Source organism: Streptosporangium sp. NPDC049644, assembly GCF_040675205.1.
Classification (GTDB): domain Bacteria; phylum Actinomycetota; class Actinomycetes; order Streptosporangiales; family Streptosporangiaceae; genus Streptosporangium; species Streptosporangium fukuiense.
The window spans coordinates 12,874-29,648 of sequence record NZ_JBFAOJ010000083.1 but is presented as its reverse complement, the minus strand read 5'-3'; the positions used below and the strand labels follow the sequence as shown (position 1 = coordinate 29,648).

The 16,775-nt window shown below is 66.4% G+C and carries 10 protein-coding genes, 1 tRNA gene and 1 pseudogene; 5 read left to right on the top strand and 7 right to left on the bottom strand.

The annotated features are described in order from the left end of the window. The first annotated feature begins 2 nt into the window (after positions 1–2). A complete protein-coding gene (locus AB0J58_RS33570) occupies positions 3–188 on the top strand; it encodes a DUF5703 family protein (protein WP_012895568.1) in 186 nt (61 codons plus the stop codon). 182 nt (positions 189–370) lie between these two features. Here AB0J58_RS33570 and AB0J58_RS33565 read toward each other — a convergent pair whose 3' ends face one another. The 3 genes from AB0J58_RS33565 to AB0J58_RS33555 form a co-directional block, all read right to left on the bottom strand. Beyond that, positions 371–2,527, bottom strand: a complete 2,157-nt coding sequence (locus tag AB0J58_RS33565; RefSeq protein WP_364223523.1) for a chaplin family protein — start codon at positions 2,525–2,527, stop codon at positions 371–373. 250 nt (positions 2,528–2,777) lie between these two features. Next, a complete protein-coding gene (locus tag AB0J58_RS33560) occupies positions 2,778–3,398 on the bottom strand; it encodes a hypothetical protein (RefSeq protein ID WP_364223521.1) in 621 nt (206 codons plus the stop codon). Between the two features lie 109 nt (positions 3,399–3,507). Further along, on the bottom strand, positions 3,508–4,815 hold the full coding sequence (locus AB0J58_RS33555; RefSeq protein ID WP_364223519.1) for a M20/M25/M40 family metallo-hydrolase: 1,308 nt from the start codon (positions 4,813–4,815) through the stop codon (positions 3,508–3,510). Positions 4,816–4,979: 164 nt separating this feature from the next. Between AB0J58_RS33555 and AB0J58_RS33550 the strand changes: the two genes are divergently transcribed. Both AB0J58_RS33550 and AB0J58_RS33545 read left to right on the top strand, forming a co-directional pair. Beyond that, positions 4,980–5,065: transfer RNA gene (locus AB0J58_RS33550), tRNA-Leu, on the top strand. Between the two features lie 157 nt (positions 5,066–5,222). Beyond that, the gene (locus tag AB0J58_RS33545) at positions 5,223–5,561 is read left to right on the top strand and encodes a hypothetical protein (protein ID WP_364223517.1); all 339 of its coding nucleotides are present in this window, start codon (positions 5,223–5,225) and stop codon (positions 5,559–5,561) included. 48 nt (positions 5,562–5,609) lie between these two features. On the opposite strand, the pseudogene AB0J58_RS33540 reads toward AB0J58_RS33545, so the two are convergent. The 3 genes and pseudogenes from AB0J58_RS33540 to AB0J58_RS33530 form a co-directional block, all read right to left on the bottom strand. After that, positions 5,610–6,722 (bottom strand): annotated as a pseudogene (locus tag AB0J58_RS33540) (recombinase family protein); the annotation flags it as partial. Between the two features lie 380 nt (positions 6,723–7,102). Then, positions 7,103–7,978 carry a hypothetical protein gene (locus AB0J58_RS33535; protein ID WP_364223515.1) on the bottom strand — a complete coding sequence of 292 codons (876 nt, stop codon included), beginning with the start codon at positions 7,976–7,978 and terminating at the stop codon, positions 7,103–7,105. Then, positions 7,979–8,377, bottom strand: a complete 399-nt coding sequence (locus AB0J58_RS33530) for a hypothetical protein (RefSeq protein ID WP_364223513.1) — start codon at positions 8,375–8,377, stop codon at positions 7,979–7,981. A 698-nt stretch (positions 8,378–9,075) separates the two neighbouring features. Here AB0J58_RS33530 and AB0J58_RS33525 point away from each other — a divergent pair. Both AB0J58_RS33525 and AB0J58_RS33520 read left to right on the top strand, forming a co-directional pair. After that, the gene (locus tag AB0J58_RS33525; protein ID WP_355618067.1) at positions 9,076–9,423 is read left to right on the top strand and encodes a GntR family transcriptional regulator; all 348 of its coding nucleotides are present in this window, start codon (positions 9,076–9,078) and stop codon (positions 9,421–9,423) included. 1,211 nt (positions 9,424–10,634) lie between these two features. Next, positions 10,635–15,896: a LamG-like jellyroll fold domain-containing protein gene (locus AB0J58_RS33520; protein WP_364223511.1), complete on the top strand. Its 5,262-nt coding sequence runs from the start codon at positions 10,635–10,637 to the stop codon at positions 15,894–15,896. Positions 15,897–15,964: 68 nt separating this feature from the next. On the opposite strand, the gene AB0J58_RS33515 is transcribed toward AB0J58_RS33520, so the two are convergent. Then, positions 15,965–16,708: a hypothetical protein gene (locus tag AB0J58_RS33515; protein WP_364223509.1), complete on the bottom strand. Its 744-nt coding sequence runs from the start codon at positions 16,706–16,708 to the stop codon at positions 15,965–15,967. Between the last annotated feature and the right edge of the window lie 67 nt (positions 16,709–16,775).

Sequence of the window (16,775 nt, the reverse complement as noted above, 5' to 3'; positions counted from 1 at the left end):
CTGTGCTGGACTACTCCTACTTGGTTCTCCATCTCCCGCGTGGCACCTCACGGGACGCAGCCCGCCAGATACTGACCGAACACGCAGAATACGGTGACTGGGAGCTCGACCGCCTGCGACTGTATCCCGATGGCCGCCGAGACGTCCGGCTGCGCCGGAAGATCATACGTGTGACCAGGACGATGTGATTCCAAACATGGCTTTGCCCGCCCCGGGCCGCGCCCCCGGGACGGGCAAAGCTTCCGTGCCTCGCCAGGCGAGCGAGCACCGCACCACACGGGCACGGTCGTCCTGTCTCGCCGCCGTCGAGGCGTCTGCGCGCCTTCCTCAGTGGCCCTGAGGAAGGCATGCCTAATAGGTGACTAATGCCTTACTTTTTGCCGAAACGGATGCGGCGGGTGGTGCCGAAGACGGTCGCGGAGGCCGCGGCCAACGCGCCGATCAGCAGGGTGACCAGGGAACCGACGTTCATCCCGGTCACGCCGACGGGCTGAGCGGCACTCATCAGACCCAGGTCACGGATCGGCAGGTCACCGGCCGGAGCCGAGGACGTCAGGCCCGTGACGGGAGCCAGCGGCGAGCTGCTGTCGGCCGCCGCGGCCCGCTTGCTCACCGGTGTGGCGGGCATGACGGGGAGCTCGGGCAGACCGGCGGCCGGAAGCTGGGACCGGCCCGCCTTCCGGGCACCGCGGGCGTCGGACGGCGACGCCTGACCGGCCTCGCCGTCGACCCCCGGAACGGCGGGGAGGACGGACAGCAGGCTACTGGTCCTGTTCCTGCCGGGCTTGCCATCCCAGCCGTCGCGGCCGCCCTTGTTGCCGCCCCACTGACCACCCTCGTGGCCGCCCCACTGACCACCGCCCGGCCCTCCTGCACGAGAGCCGCCGAGGCAGCCCGCGGCGGCGTCGCCCAGGACGGCGACCGCGTTGCCACAGATGTTGATCGGCGCGGTGATCGGCGCCACCACCTGGTTACCACCCAGGACGCTGCCCCGACCGGAGGTGCGGTTGCCGCCGGCCCCCGCACCCGCACCGCCGGAGACCGAGGCGCCGCCCCTGCATCCGGCCGCGGCCCGGCCTAGCACGCCCACCGCGTTGCCGCAGACGTTGATCGGCGCGGTGATCGGCGCCACCACCTGGTTGCCGCCGCCGATGCTGTGATCACCGTTCGTACGGTTGCCACCGGCACCGCCGCCACCGGGACCACCGGCCCCGACGGACGCACCGCCCTGACATCCGGCGAAGGCCCCACCCAGGACGGCCACCGCGTTGCCGCAGACGTTGATCGGCGCGGTGATCGGCGCCACCACCTGGTTACCACCCAGGACGCTGCCCCGACCGGAGGTGCGGTTGCCGCCCGCACCGCCGCCCTGGCCCGTCCCCGCGGACGAGCCGCCCGGGCAGCCCGCCTGGCCGTTGCCGACGGCGCTGCCACAGACGTTGGCGGGCGCGGTGATCGGCGCGACCACCTGGTTACCGCTGCCGGCTCCGAAGCGCCCATCGGTGTCGTTTCCCGGCCGGCCGTACCCCGAGCCGGGACCACCCGGACGCGGGCCGCGCTCCCAGCCGCCGTGGCCGCCGTGACCGCCGTGACCGCCGTAGCCCGGCTTACCCGGCCAGTCGGGCTTGCCAGGGCCACCGTGCTCCCCCGGGCCGCCCGGCCGTCCCGGACCACCAGGGTGCCCGGGCCCGCCGGGCTGCCCGGGCCCGCCAGGGTGCCCCGGCCCGCCGGGGTGACCAGGACCGCCAGGGTGCCCAGGACCACCGGGCTGCCCCGGCCCGCCGGGCCTGCCGCCGCCGACCTCGGCACCGCCCTCGCAGCCGGAGAACGCCTCGCCGACGACGGCGACCGAGTTGCCGCAGATGTTGATCGGCGCGGTGATGGGCGCCACCACCTGGTTACCACCCAGGACGCTGCCCCGACCGGAGGTGCGGTTGCCACCGGCCCCACCGCCGCCACCCTGACCGCTCACCGAGGCACCACCCCGGCAACCGGCGGTCGCCCCACCGAAGATCGCGAAGGAGTTGCCGCAGGCGTTGATCGGCGCGGTGATCGGCGCCACCACCTGGTTGCCGCCGCCGATGCTGTGATCACCGTTCGTGCGGTTGCCACCGGCACCGCCGCCGTTCCCACCCTGGTTCCGCACCGAGGCACCGCCACGGCAACCCGCCTCGGAACGGCCGATCACCGACACCGCGTTGCCGCAGGCGTTGACGGGCGCGGTGATCGGCGCGACCACCTGGTTGCCGCCCAGGACGCTGCCCCGACCGGAGGTCTCGTTGCCCCCCGCGCCGCCGCCGCCGTTCTCGGCGGACGCGCCCCCTTCGGAGGAGGCGGCCGACTGCCCGGCCACAGCGACGGCGTTTCCACTGATGTCGATCGGCAGGGTGATCGGAAGATTGACCTGGTTTCCTCCGGCGATCGAGTGGTCACCGTCGGTGTCGGCGAAGGCGGTACCGCCGCCCATGGCCATGACGCCCAGTGCGAGCAGTGCCGCAGGGGCGGTGCCCCTAACCCACGTACGCATGATTGAAGCTCCTAGCAGTCTCGGGGGGACCTTGAGCCCTCGTGAGGGCATGCGAGTGCCATGCGAGGACCGGACAGGGCCCGCACAGCGGAGGCCCAGGCGGGCCGTCACGAGGAGTTGGGAACCGGCTGACTCGTCGGCCTGCTCACCGCTCACCGGTGGAGCGACTCTCCGGGGGACGGAGGATCGAGACAGGCTCCGCGACCGGCGGATCACTCGAAAGGAGATCAGGCCGGTCTACGAGACGGTGTCAGTCAGGGGAGAAAGAAGGGTCGTCCGCCGCTGTGCGGACGACGGGGGGGAGCACGAACGCCAGCGGAACACGCTGCGTCACCAGTCGCGGGTCGCAGGCGAACCACGCGACATCCCCCGGACCCGAGCCGAAGAGGCCGGATCCACCACCGCTCTGGGGCACGAATCCATTGGTGCCAGAACCGTGGTCGACGGTGGCGGGTGCCGGGGCCCCCGGCTTGGACTGGCTGGTGAGCCCGTCCACACCTCGCCCCGCCATGGCTTCGGCGTTGTCCGTCGCCGACGGTTTGCCGCTACCCGTGGGGAAGTCATCGACCTTTGCAGCCGATCCGGAAGCGACAGCGTCGGGGGTCTGGGAGCGGGCCACTCCTGTCGCCACGGTGGCGTCCGCGGCCGCGGGAGTGGCACTGAGAAAGCCGAAGACGATCGCGAGCAGCCATGCGGCGGCCAGGAGACCGCCGATGGCGAGGGCTTGCCTGATGCCCCACCGGGCGCCGGCCGCGAACCGCGCCATCCGGTCGGCCCGGTCGGGGATCGTGTCGTCGACGGAGAAGGCCACGAGCACGCGTCGAGCAGCGGGCGAGGACGCCCTCCACTGCTCGTGCGGCACGTGCGCCACATGGCCTCCCAAAGCTCCTGGACAGGCCCGCTTGGACACGGGCCACCCTTCAACGGAGAGTCACGTTAGCACCACATGGAGTCAACGCAACGGGTTTCCCGGGAACGGATCAGCAACCGTCCAGGAATCGGTCAAGAACCCGGACCCCGAACCGCAACGAATCCACCGGCACCCTCTCGTCCACCCCATGGAACATCCCGGAGAAGTCCAGGTCGGCGGGGAGCTTCAGCGGCGCGAACCCGAACCCTCGAATTCCCATCCGGCCGAACGCCTTCAAGTCCGTCCCCCCCGACAACGTGTACGGCACGGCCAGCGCGCCCGGGTCCTCGGCGAGGAGGGCGTCGGCCATGGCGCGCACCAACGGCCCGTCGAAACCGGTCTCGATGGCGATGTCGTGGTAGATGAACTCCCTGGTCACATTGGGGCCGAGCAGCTCGTCGACGGTCTGGAAGAACTCGTCCTCATATCCCGGCAGGAAACGGCCGTCCACATGCGCGGTGGCGACCTGGGGGATCACATTGGCCTTGTAGCCGCCCTCCAGCATCGTGGGGTTGGCGGTGTTGCGCAGCGTGGCGCCGATCATCCGCGCCAGCGGCCCCAGCTTGGCGACGGTCTTCTCCGCGTCGTCCAGGTCAAGCTCCAGCTCCAGCGCCCTGGAGGTCTCCTCCAGGAACATCCTCACCGTCTGTGTCATCCGTACCGGCCACTCGTACCGGCCGATGCGGCCCACCGCCTCGGCCAGCTCGGTGACCGCGTTCTCCGCGTTGAGCATCGAGCCGTGCCCGGCCCGGCCGGTGGCGGTCAGGCGCATCCAGGCGATGCCCTTCTCGGCCGCCTCGATCAGATAGAGCCTGCGCGCCTCGTCGATGGAGACGCTGAACCCGCCCACCTCACCGATCGCCTCAGAGCACCCGTCGAACAGGTCCTTGTGCTGCTCGACCAGCCACTGCGCGCCGTAGTGCCCCCCGGCCTCCTCGTCGGCGGTGAAGGCCAGCACCACGTCCCTCGGCGGGCGCCGCCCCTCGCTGAGCCGCTGTCGCACGACCGCGAGGATCATCGCGTCCATGTCCTTCATGTCGACCGCGCCGCGTCCCCAGACACAGCCGTCCGCGATCTCACCGCTGAGCGGGTGGTGGGCCCAGTCGGCGGCGTCGAAGGGCACGACGTCCAGATGTCCGTGCAGCAGCAGCGCGTCCCGCGAGGAGTTCTCCCCCGTGATGCGGGCGATCACGTTGGCCCGCCCCCTGTCCGACTCCAGGATCTGCGGCTCCAGCCCGACCTCGGCCAGTTTCTCGGCCACGTACTCGGCGGCGGCCCGCTCCCCGGGCCCCGAGTTGTCACCCGCGTTGGTCGAGTCGATCCTGATCAGGTCGCGGCACAGCCCGACGACCTCATCCTCACCGTTGAGCGCAGCCATGTGGACTCCTTGAGTTCGGTACGGCTTCCACCCCCATCCTCCCGCCGCCCCCTCCTTCCCGGCACCCCGTCCCTACCCGCCCTCCAACCGATATGACGCAAGCTCAAGAGTTTGCTAACCTAAGTCCGCCGACGCGGGATGACGGTCCCACGTGCAGGCACCACGTCCGGGTGGCGGAATAGGCAGACGCGCTAGCTTGAGGTGCTAGTGCCCTTTGCGGGGCATGGGGGTTCAAGTCCCCCCTCGGACACAAACCGGTCGCCTATGGGGTCCTGGTCATGTGCACACGTGACCAGGACTTTCTGTTTTGACGGGTGGTAGATCAGCCGCAGTCCGATGTTCGCGTAGATCTTGGCCTTCCGGATCGGGTCGGCATTCGAGAGAACTCGCACCATATCTCCAAGCCTGTGCGTGATCTCCGCCAGCTCATCACGCCCCAGCCGCCTCTGAGGCAGTACGTGCGCGCGGCCGAGGCGTTGCTCGGCCGCGGTCTTGCGGACAAGCTCTTCCTGGATCCATCCGGCGACGAGCGCCGGGTCGGCGCCCGCCTCAAGGGCAGCCCGATGCTGGGCGAGCTTGCGGTCGCACTCGGTGATCTGGCGGCGTGCCACAGCGAGTGCTTGGGCCTCGGGCGGTATCACGTCCTGTGCGGCCGCCAAGACGTCGAGAGTCTGGTCAACGTTGTGGGGCGCGAACAGCCGGCCGAGCCAGCGGTCCAGTCGCGGGACGACGCGGTCCTCTCGTAGGTAGACGTTGCGGGGATGCATGAGGTGGTTGGCCAGGGCGTACTCCTCGGGGAAGCGGCAGCGGTAGTAGGCCGCGTCGTTGACCCATTGGCCCTGCATTCTGCGGTCGCAGACACCGCAGTACAGCAGCCCCCGGAGCTGGTACGGCTTGGGGGTGCGCTTGCGGGTCTTGTCGGTGTGGCGATCGCCTCGCCCCGTCAGCGTCATCTGCACGGCGTCGAAATCCTCCGTGGACACGATCGGCGGGTGAACGACTGTCTTCGACCAGACCCAGTTCTGCTTGGAGTTCCACCTGAGCTTCGTGGTGTGGCCCAGGCCGACGTCGTCCACATCGATGAGGACCTCGTCCTTGCGCTGGCGGTTCCACACCTGGTGGCCGGTGTAGCGGGGGTTGGTCAAGATGGCGCGCACCGCGCTCTTGGACCAGGCGATGCCGGAGCGGTGACGGTTCCGGCTCGGATCGTGAGCTGATGGGCTCAGAATCCCGTTGCGGGTCAGTCTCTCGGCAATGGCGAACAGGCCGTAGCCGTCGAGGAAGACCGCGAAGATCTCTTCCACCACGGGCGCGGCGACGGGATCAAGCTCCAGTCGGTGAGCACGCTTGCCGTCGGCCGCCTTGGCCGGGTTGGGGTGTGGGCCCGCGTCGGCCAGCCGGTAGCCGTAAGGCGGCCGACCTCCCAGAAAGCGGCCTTCCATCTGGGCTTGGGCTGACATGGCACTGCGCACGCGGATCTTGATGCGGTTGCGCTCGCCTTTGCTCATACCGCCGAACACGCTCATGACCAGGTCATGGGCCTCGTTGTTCGGGTCGATCGGGCCGCCTACCTCGGGCACCCAGAGCGGAACCCTGAAGTGCTCGAAGACGGGAAAGGTCAGGCCGTACTGGTTGCCGTAGAAGGCTCGTTGCGGCTCACCGATCACCACCGCGTCGAAGCCGCGGTCGGGGTTGCGTAATTCGGCGAGCAGCGCCGCCGCGTGCGGGCGGCGCTGCCAGGGGATCGAACGGGACTTGTCGACGTCGAAGAACTCGGTGACGATCACGCCCCCGCGCGACTCGATGAGCGCGCGGGAGCGGGTGATCTGCCAGCCTCGCGAGGACTGGGGATCCTGCTTGTCCTCGGTGGAGACTCGGCCGTAGAAGGCGAAGCGGATGGTGTTCATGGGTCCTATGCGGCGTTGGGGTGGTTGACCAGCATGGCTTGGTGAGCCTCCAGCAGGATGGCGAGCAGTTCCGTGGCGGCGCTGGGCGTCAGGCGGGGCGGTCCACTTGGTAAGACGATGTGCGGAGTCGGCTGTTTACGAGTGGTGGATGCGGTCATGATGAGAGGCGCTCCTATGCGTTCGTTGCTGGCGGGTAGGGGTACGGCCCCGGCGACGTGCTTGGCGGTACTGGAGTCGGGGCCGTTTTGCCGCCGTCCTTGGCGTAGATCCGCACGTTGCGGCTGGCACCTCGGCAGGGCGGCGGGTCGGATGTTTCCGTGACGTCGAAAGCGCAGGCTGCCTGCGGTGCTTTCTCAAGCAGGACAGCGCTTTGCGTCTGGTCATGACGCAGGTCTCTTAACTACGAGTGGGTGGCACGCCGGGCAGCGCGCCACAGTGTTGTCGCGAAGTTCCATCTGCCGGGTGCGCTCGTCGCAGTAACCGCACCAATCTGGGGCGATCCTCAGCGACGGACTGGGCTCGACGCCCTCGACCGCAGGCAGGAACTTGTCGGGGTCTTCCTCGATTGCCTTGGCCACGTAGCGACTGCGGTACTTGACGGACCGGCCATCGAGGATCGCGTGGCGGATCGCGGCCGCGTCGAGGAGGTGGATCTCGCGGCCGGTCAACTCAGCCAGGAGCTGGACGATACCGCGATCGATGGAGTCGTCGTCGTTCGCCCAGGCACACGCGTTACGACGAGAAGACGACTGATTGTCTGCATCTTCTTCCGTCCTAGTCCCCTTCGGGGACTGGACGGAACTGCGTGGCGTTAGTAACGCGTTACGTTCGGCGTTACTAACGCCACCGTCGACGGCGTGCGGCTCGGTCCGGTTGCGTCGCCTGTCTCGCCACCTTTTCTGCCGCTCGGCGTTGGCCTTCCGTTCTGCCTCCACCCGCTTCTTAGCGGGCACGAATGCGAAGAAGTCATGGATCACCCACCCCTTCGCCACAGGCGCTGGGCAAAGATCGGAGGGACACTCTTCGCCAGGCAGATGCCAGGTACCCCGGGACACGAGTTCGGCGATGAAGCGCAGCGGCTTCCGCACTCGCGGACACACGTCGATCAGGTCTTCCTGGAGTACCGCACCGTCGGTCAGGTTGTGGGCACACCAGAAGATCGCTGTGAAATGTATACGAAATGCGGCGTCCGACAGGCCTGCTACCTGCCTCCGAGTCGGGAATCGGTCGTCGAAGTAAAGCCCTTCCCGTTTCATCTAGTGCCTGCCTCTGTCCGTCAGATGCAGGCCGGCCGTGGTGTTGAAGGCACGGTCGATTCGGAGCGCGAGGTCACGTGCTGTCTTCCGGGCTGCCGTAAGCTCTGACAGAGCCTTGTCAAGACGCTCGTCGGGGTCGCCGTGGTCGTCACCCAGTTGTCCGGATTCCTGCATGCGCCGCAATGCCTCGCCGAGTTGCCTCAGCAGTTGGTCAAGCCCAGCCGTCGAAATGCCGATACGGCCGAGGACGTCGTACACGGTGGACGGATAGGTGACGCCGACGTGGGAGAGCGTGGCGTGGTTGAGGACGCGGACGGCCTCGGATACGGCTGCGGCGACCTCGCTGGTGTAGTCGTCACCATGGGGGCCATCTGGCGACAGCCAGACGGTGTCAGCCATCAACGTTGACTCCGATCGCTGAGATCTTGTCAAGATGCCTGCGTCCCGTCAGAGTGGTGACGAGAGTCAGCAGCCGACGCATGAGCCATTGAGGCACCTCTAAGGTGTCCGTGCTCGCGATGGATGGGATGCTGAACATGACCTACTCCCTTCGAGTGGGTCTGGCGGGAGGCCCGGCGCCAGCTGGCCTGCAAGCAATGCGGGCGCCGGGTCCTCCTGTAGTGAACTTGCAGAGGGCCAACTTCATGATTCGGCGGGGAGCTGTTCAGCTACGCCGACATGCGCAGTTGTCCACTTCCCAGCTACTGGTGATCCCCCAGACGCCTCACCCCCTCGTGTTCCAGGGATCACGTACGTAGCAGACGTATCTGCCATGATGACACAAATCACTTTGCTGGTCTTGACTCATAAAGTCAGAAGATTCGCCTCGCGCTTTAGTGCCTCGCGATCCCCCTGCCGTCCTCACCACCTTCACGCCGCACTGCTGGTTTGCCATGCGTGCATATCCATCCGGCTAGTGATCCAAAGCACGGCCGACATCACACCTGGCCGGAGCCATCAACCCATGACGATTGCTTTCACCTTTCCCTCTCGCCTGGCGATCAGTCTAATCTAGGTAGACCATACTGTACTAGTTCAATCTAGATATAGCTCAACTGTGCTTTCCTGGTACAGCTGAAGGGCTTAGCCTTGGTGTTGTGTCCGTGCCTGATTTCAGCGATCCTCGGCCTGCTTACCTGCAGATTGCAGACGACCTGCGTCAAGAGGTGACGGCAGGTCGACTCAAACTCGGCGAGCGGCTTCCGGCACGGCGGCAGTTGGCCCAGCGCTACAGCGTGGCCGTCGAGACGGTTCGTCGAGCCTTGGACGAACTCGCGCGCGATGGCCTGATCAGCACGCAATCGACGCGCGGCACATACGTGGTCAAGACTCCTGACCAGAATGAGCCGTCCTCCGAACTTCAGCAGGCGATGACCGAGGTGCGTCGGCTGGCCGAGCGCATAGAAGATCTGGAGTCTCGCGTGAAAGACCTCGAAGGCCGCTGACCCCCTCCACGCGCCCCTTCGAGCTCCATCCCTTCAGAACGTCGCGCGTGCAACGCCACGCACCTTCGATGTTCCTACCTCTCGGGGCCCCGGGCTCTTCCTCGGCAGCAGCCGAATCGGCCGTCGCGAAGCCACAGGTCCAGGTGGAGCGGCCCGAGCGAAGCGAGGGACGACTACCTAGAGGTGCGGCTTCGCAACGGCCATCATCGGCCTGCGAGGAAGACTCGAGCGGCCGCGATTCTCGCCCGCCGTTAAAGAAGATCGTTTTTGACGATTCCGGCTGGGTTGCGTCTTCTCCCAGAGCTCGCGAAAGGCAGCGAGGGGCAGACCAAGTAAGCCAGAAAGGGACAACGGCGGCTGGCACATAGGACAGAACATCAACTCTGTCCGGTTCCCGAGACGGTGTCTGACCAGGTCAGCGTAGTGAGACCGCTGCGGGAACCAATCCGGTCCCACGCCGGGCACAGCCATCCACAGCCGAAACCTCAACTTCCGCCTCCACCGCCCGACCAGCCCTAATAGCCCTTTCTGGCTTACTTGGTCTGCCCCCCCTCGTGGCGCACTGCGGCCTATGACACCGACCCGAGCGGAGGGCCTACAGCGTCGAACGCGACGCTTATGCCTGGTGGCTGGCAGAGGAGGAAGTGGATACGCACCCTAGGCAAACGTCGTCGCAACGCCGTGATCGTCGGCCAGGGCCGGCTGATCCTGCCCGGGGCACCCTCGCACGCGAACCGGGCCCGCTACCCGTGAGACCATCGCGGCCGCGCCGACCACCAAGCGGCCCGTGCTCACCTGCGCATGCAGCGCGACACGGCTGCCATCCGTGCCACCCTCCGCCCGGCGACTGCCGCGTGAAGAGGAATCGCGCCGACCGCAAACGATCCTAAATTTTGGTCTTCGTGAATAGCCAATTAAGGGAGGCCGCTGTGAGGTGCGGGAGGCGATCTGTGCTGGCCCGGATCGTCCGTCACGGGAGTTCCTCCTGAACCGTCGAACTCCATGGAGCCACTCTGCCGTCAGGGTTTCTACCTGCGAAAAGCCGCAAAGATCAACCTCGTTGTAACAGCCCTCCTGGTGTCCCGCGACCTTGGTTTTCAAGGAACGCTGGTGCGGATGTTATCGAAACTTTGTTCCCCTTGGGGGTTGTGGCTCCAGGTGTGGCTGGGTTAAGACTGATCTTGTTTTGCCCACGTCGAGCCTGATTGAAGGTGTTAGTGCGCATCTCGGGATTACGCTGTTCGCGGCTGTGCGTGATGGCGCTGGCGGTCCTCATGCCCGTCACGCTGATCGCAGTACCTGCAGCCGCAGAACCCCCCGCTCCCACGTCATCGTCGACGATGAGTCAACCGACCGATCCTGGGCTTAAAACCGCTTGGGAGAAGGCGGCCAAGTCCGGCAAACCTGTTGAGGTGCCCTCTCGGTTCACTGAGACCATGAAGGTCTGGGCGACTCCGAACGGCAAGAACCTGCGAGCCGAGCTTTACACCCGCCCCGTCCAGTTGAAGAACCGGGCCAGCGGTGCCTGGGAGCCCATCGACACCCGCATCGTCACCCGCGACGGCAAGCTCCAGGCCGCGCGTGTCAAAAGCCCGCTGACCCTCGGCGGACGCGGTAGCAAACACCTGGTGTCGGCGGACGGTGAGCAGGGCACGACCGGCCTGAAAACCACCCGGGCGCTGCCGGAGCCGAAGATCTCCGGCAGCACGGTCACCTACCCTGACGCCGTCGCGCCGGGGGCGGACCTGGTCGTGCAGGCCCAGGCAGATGGGTTCATCTCCCAGGTGGTCTTCCGGCAGCGCCCGGCCGGCCCGGTGACCGTGCGCCTGCCCCTCACCCTGCCCGAAGGCACCACGTTCGGCACGACCTCCGACGGCCTGCCGCAACTCAAGGACGCCAAAGGCAAGGCGGCGGCGGCGCCGATCGTGCTGACCGCCATGGATGCCAAGGTGGAGGCCTCCCCCGACGAGGGCAAGACCTCGCCGGTCGACGCGCGGGTGGAGACCTCCGGCACGACGTCGGAGCTGGTGTTCACCCCGGACGAGAAGTTCCTGGCCGACACCGCGGTGACCTACCCGGTGACGATCGCCGCCGCCTCCGAATGGTTTGGCGGCGGAGAACCCGACGACGCCTGGGTCAGCAAGAACAGCCCCAGCACCAACAACGCCGCGGCCGGCTGGCTGCGCGTCGGCACCACCTCCACCAGCGCCGACATCGCCCGGGTGTACCTGAAGTTCGACACCGACGATCCGGCACTCGAAGGCGCCACCGTGGTGGATGCGGACCTGTGGGTGTGGAACTACAAGTCCGGCGGCCCCAACGGCCAGCTGTGCGGCAACAACCTTGGGTCGATCGCGGCCGCCCAGGTCACCTCCGCCTGGACCCTCAACGGCACCACGAACAACTTGAGCTGGTCCAGGCAACCCTCGTTTTCCAGCACCCTGCAAGGCGCGAACACGGCCGGTTACAACTATGAGGCCGACCCCGCCAGCTGGTGCGCCAAGGAGGAGCAGCTGGTGCACCGGGTTACTGGTATGGCCCGCGCCTGGATCGAACAGGACCAGCCTAACCACGGGATGGTGCTACGGGCCGTCAGCGAAAGCGCGACCATCAACTGGCGCCAGTACTACTCCAGCGAACACAGCGGCGACCCCTACCCGGGCTACCGCCACCCACCCACCCTCATGATCGAATACATCCCGGCAGAGCCCGAGATCGAGACGGTGATCTTCCGCCACAACGGTCCACCGCTGGCGGAGCCTCCCTCCTATGAGCAGGCAGTCGCCTGGAAAGTGGAGACCTATCCCGAGCCCGTGCCCGTGGAACCGGTGAGCCGTCAGCAGCTTCAGGCGCTGCAGACCCAGGTGGTCAACCCCTTCGAGATGAAGGCCGACGACCTTCCCGCCGAACCCCCGCTCGAAAGTGAGCCTCAAACAGACACCACTCCCCCGCAGGTGGCCCATACGGTCCCCAGCACGGGCGAGACGAACACCTCAACATCGTCCCGCGTCATGGTCCGCTTCGACGAGCGGGTCACGGGAGCCGTCTTCACCCTCAAGGACGACCAGGGAAACCCGGTCGAGGGGCAAGGGGACCTGGACACATGGGGGACCTTGCTGGAGTTCGCACCACTCAATCGGCTGGCCGCCAGAATGACCTACCGCGCGGAGGTCAGCGGCGCGAAGGATCAGGCCGGTAACGAGATGGCACCCCATTCTTGGTCGTTCACAACAGGAGAACCCGATACCGTCCCACCGACCGTGGCCGCAACTGAACCGGCCGGTGGTGCCACGAATGTGTCGGTGAACATTGCGGTGAAGGCGACGTTCAACGAGGCGGTGTCCCAGGTACAGCTCACCGTCAAAGACCCGGCGGGCGCCGCGGTGCAGGGGACGCTGCAGGGCAGCGGCACCGATGCCGAATGGACGTTCACACCGACATCCAAACTCGCCGCACAGAAGACGTACCAGGTCGAGGTCAGCGGCGCCAAGGATGCCGCGGACAACGTCATGGCGCCCTACACCTGGTCGTTCACCACGGGCGCGGACACACCGCAGCCGATTCCAGGACTGGTGGCGGCCTACGGCATGAACGAGGGATCGGGCACGAGCGTGGCCGACTCCTCCGGACAGAACAACACCGGTACCGGCGCGAGCACCAGCTGGGCCAACGGCAAGTACGGCAAGGCCCTGTCGTTCAACGGCTCCTCCAGCTGGGTCACCGTCCAAGATGCCGCGTCGTTGCGCCTGACGACTGGGATGACGCTGTCGGCCTGGGTCAACCCGGACACGGTAGCCGCCTGGAGCCCCATCGTGGGTAAGGAACTGGAGTTCGACGCCGTCACGCACACCCTGTACGCGGCCAACAGCGCTTCGGTCCCATCTGGCTGGGTGCAGACCGATCCGGTGACCAATGCGACCGTCAACGGAATCTCGCCGTTGCCGGTCAACACCTGGAGCCACGTGGCGCTCACCTACGACGGTTCCGCCTTGCGCTTGTTCGTCAACGGCCAGCAAGCAAACCAGAGCGCGCTCACCGGCAGCCTCTACAACGACGACAGCCCGCTGCGGATCGGCGGCAACGATGCCTGGGATGAGTTCTTCAGCGGTTTGATCGACGAGATACGCGTCTACAACCGCGCCCAAAGCGCGACCGAGATCCAAGCCGACATGAACACCCCCGTCGGCTCCACCACCCCAGGACCCACCCCCACCCCCACCCCCACGCCCACCCCCACGCCTGACCCCACCCCCACCCCGGTGCCGGGACTGGTGGCCGCCTACGGCATGGAAGAAGGCACGGGCACGACCGTCGGAGATTCCTCCGGGCAGAACAACACCGGAGCAGCCACCGACACCACCTGGACGACCGGCAAGCATGGCACGGCGCTGTCGTTCAACGGCTCCTCCAGTTGGGTGACCGTCCCGCACGCCGAGTCACTGCGCCTGACGAACGCACTGACCCTTTCGGCATGGGTACGGCCGGCGGCAAACAACAACTGGCGCACCGTACTTATGAAGGAACTCGCCGAAGGTGGCAGCTACGGCCTGTACTCCTCCAACGGTTCAGTCCCCCTGGGCTGGTTGCAGTTGGCCGAGAGTGGCGCGGAGGTGGCAGGAGAAAGCGCACTGCCACTGAACCAGTGGACTCACCTGGCAGTCACCTATAACGGCAGCACGGCCACCCTGTACGTCAACGGCACTCTGCTCAACCAGGAAGCGATCGGCGGCGACCTCATCGACGACGGCGGTGTACTGCGACTCGGCGGCAACAACGCCTGGGACGAGTTCTTCAACGGCCAGATCGACGAGGTACGCGTCTACAACCGCGCCCAGAGCGCGACCGAGATCCAGGCCGATATGAACACTCCCGTCGGCGCCGCCGCGGCCGGCATGGCGGCTCAACAGCGGCGCATGAACGCTGCCGCGGACGCTGCTGCCGCGATCGGCAAACTGACGGTGGACGGCGCCCGCACCGTGGACGGTGTCAGCGTCGTCTCTACCCTCACCCCCCGCCTGACCACCTGGTTGTCCGCCGGGCGCGACGGCGAGGCGAAGGTGGAAGTGGAGATCGCCGGCAAGCCCACCAAGTCCGTCAAGGCGGACAAGGTGACCACGGACAAGCGGCTGATCTGGTCGGGCGAGGTCACCGCCAAGCCCGACGATACCCGGGTATCTCTGCAGGTCCCCAAGGGCAAGTTGCGGGACGGCGAGACGGTGAGATGGCGCGCCCGCGCCACTGCCGCAGGTGTCAACGGCGTCTGGACCACCTGGCACACCGCCAGGATTAATACCGCTGGTGGCGGCCAGTCCGTTCCCAGCAGCGAGCGAGTGACCCAGTCCACTGGTGCGGCTGCGGCCTCTTTCGATCTGGAGCACATCACGACTGAGATCTGCCGGGACGAAGGCTGGCAGGGTGTCCCGCCCCGCCCCGTTCTCCACGATCAATATCGGCCCTTCACGTGGTGCTACACCTGGACCTACGGGGTCAGCCTCTTCCGCGTGGTCATCGTAGATGGCGTGAAGACGAGGATCCCTGCGGGATTCACGCAGTTCACCGCCACCACGGTGATTCTCACTCGCATCGGGAACTACTTGGCCCAGGCCTGGGATGCCCCCGGCAGGCACAGCCGCGACATCGACGTCTGGTACAAGATTGAGCCCGAGGGCGTCAGCGTCAACGACAACGACATCATGCTGAATGCCAACATCACGACGGCGGGCGACCCCGGTCCTGGCGTCTGTGCAGTCGACGGGCCCTCTTTCAGAAAAGCGTCGCGCGCGGCCTGGAAGTCGGACCCCTACGCACATTTCAGAATCAAGTCCAGTACCGCCGCCAGCACCGCGCCCGACATGGTCGGCACCTGCAAGATAGCCCCGTACATCGAAGTCGGCGGATCTCTCAACGGTAAGCTCCTGAAGGATGACGACGTCAAGAACTTCCACAAGGAGCCGGAGGTGATGTGCGACACCTCGCCCAGGTACCGGACCCATTACGGGGGCTGCATCCTGGGCAAGGGGAACAGGTTCATCACTTACTACGAAAAGAGCGTGAACCACGGAGAGGTCGCTCGTCATATCAAAAGCGCCTTCGCCAACACCAGCAAGGTGATCCCGGGAGACTTCCTGGAGTACATCGTAAGCGGTGATGCGGGCCGCGGCGCTTCGCTGCACAGGATTTGGGAAGACGACCCTCTCGCCGCGGAGAACACCAGGGAGAAGGATAAGGCGTGCGCGCTGCTCACGAGGGGCGCCAACCAGCAATGCGATGAGTATCCCTTCGCCAGTGCCTACGAAGGAGCCGGAAGGAACGATGCCGGGAAGCTCACGGCGAATATCAGCTACAAGTACCTGTCGCAGCCGCACAACGGCAGTGCGGGCACGGCCTTGAGATGGTTCTACCAGCGATACAGGCTTCTTGAGGAAGACCCCTTCTGGGTTCTCATATCCCCAGGTGCGGAGCCTACGTCGTAGGCTGACACCGCTTTTCCAGGACGGGCGTCGCCGGCTTCATCGGTTGCATGGAGCCGGCGACGCAAGCCTCAGCTCTGCGGCGGACCCATGAAGTGAGCGAACTCGGCATCGCTCATGGCTGGTAACGGGCTGGCGATGGTGAATCCCGCACCGGGCGAATCCGGCTCGACACCCGCCGGAAAGGTGGCGCCCGCGATGCGTTCCATCAAAGTGACGCAGGCGTACTTGTGCCGGGGAATGATGCGCCGGCCCGGCCTCGAACCCCTCCCAGACCGCTGTGTCGCGACCGTAAGAAGGCTGAAGTCCAGGTCGTGCAGGTAGGCGTCGACCGCCCCGGTATTCCAGCCGCAGCGGAGGGACGGGTCGGCTCTGTCGAAGTCATAAGGGTCGAACCCGACCTCCAGTCTCCCGCTCGCGGCGTAGGCGAAGTAGGCCATCGATGCACCCGCCGTATGCCACGGGTCCATCCTGGAGTAGTTCTTCCCCCAGGGAGAGAGCGAGATTCCCCACACCACGCAGACGGCCAAGTGGCCATGGCGTGACAGGGCGCTCATGACCTCTTGGCGGGCACATTCGTCGCCATAGTAGGGCTGTGCGATCAGGATCCCGTCGCCCCAGCGGACGATGGTGGCGGTGCTCGAGGTGAGAGCCTCTGGGGAACGGTAGTCCACCGCCAGAGGGACTGCGCCGATCAGCGACGCGACAATTTCAACGTCGTTGTGGGTTGTGAACGTAGTGCAGAAATCCTCAACCACGGAAAGATCCACTGCCACGTGCTCCACTCCCTGGGCCGTATCGTCGCGCTTCATCATGCCATCCACCGCAGGTCTGGAAATTATGGCCATCCTGCCCAAACGCTTCGACCGAGCCCCTGGTCAC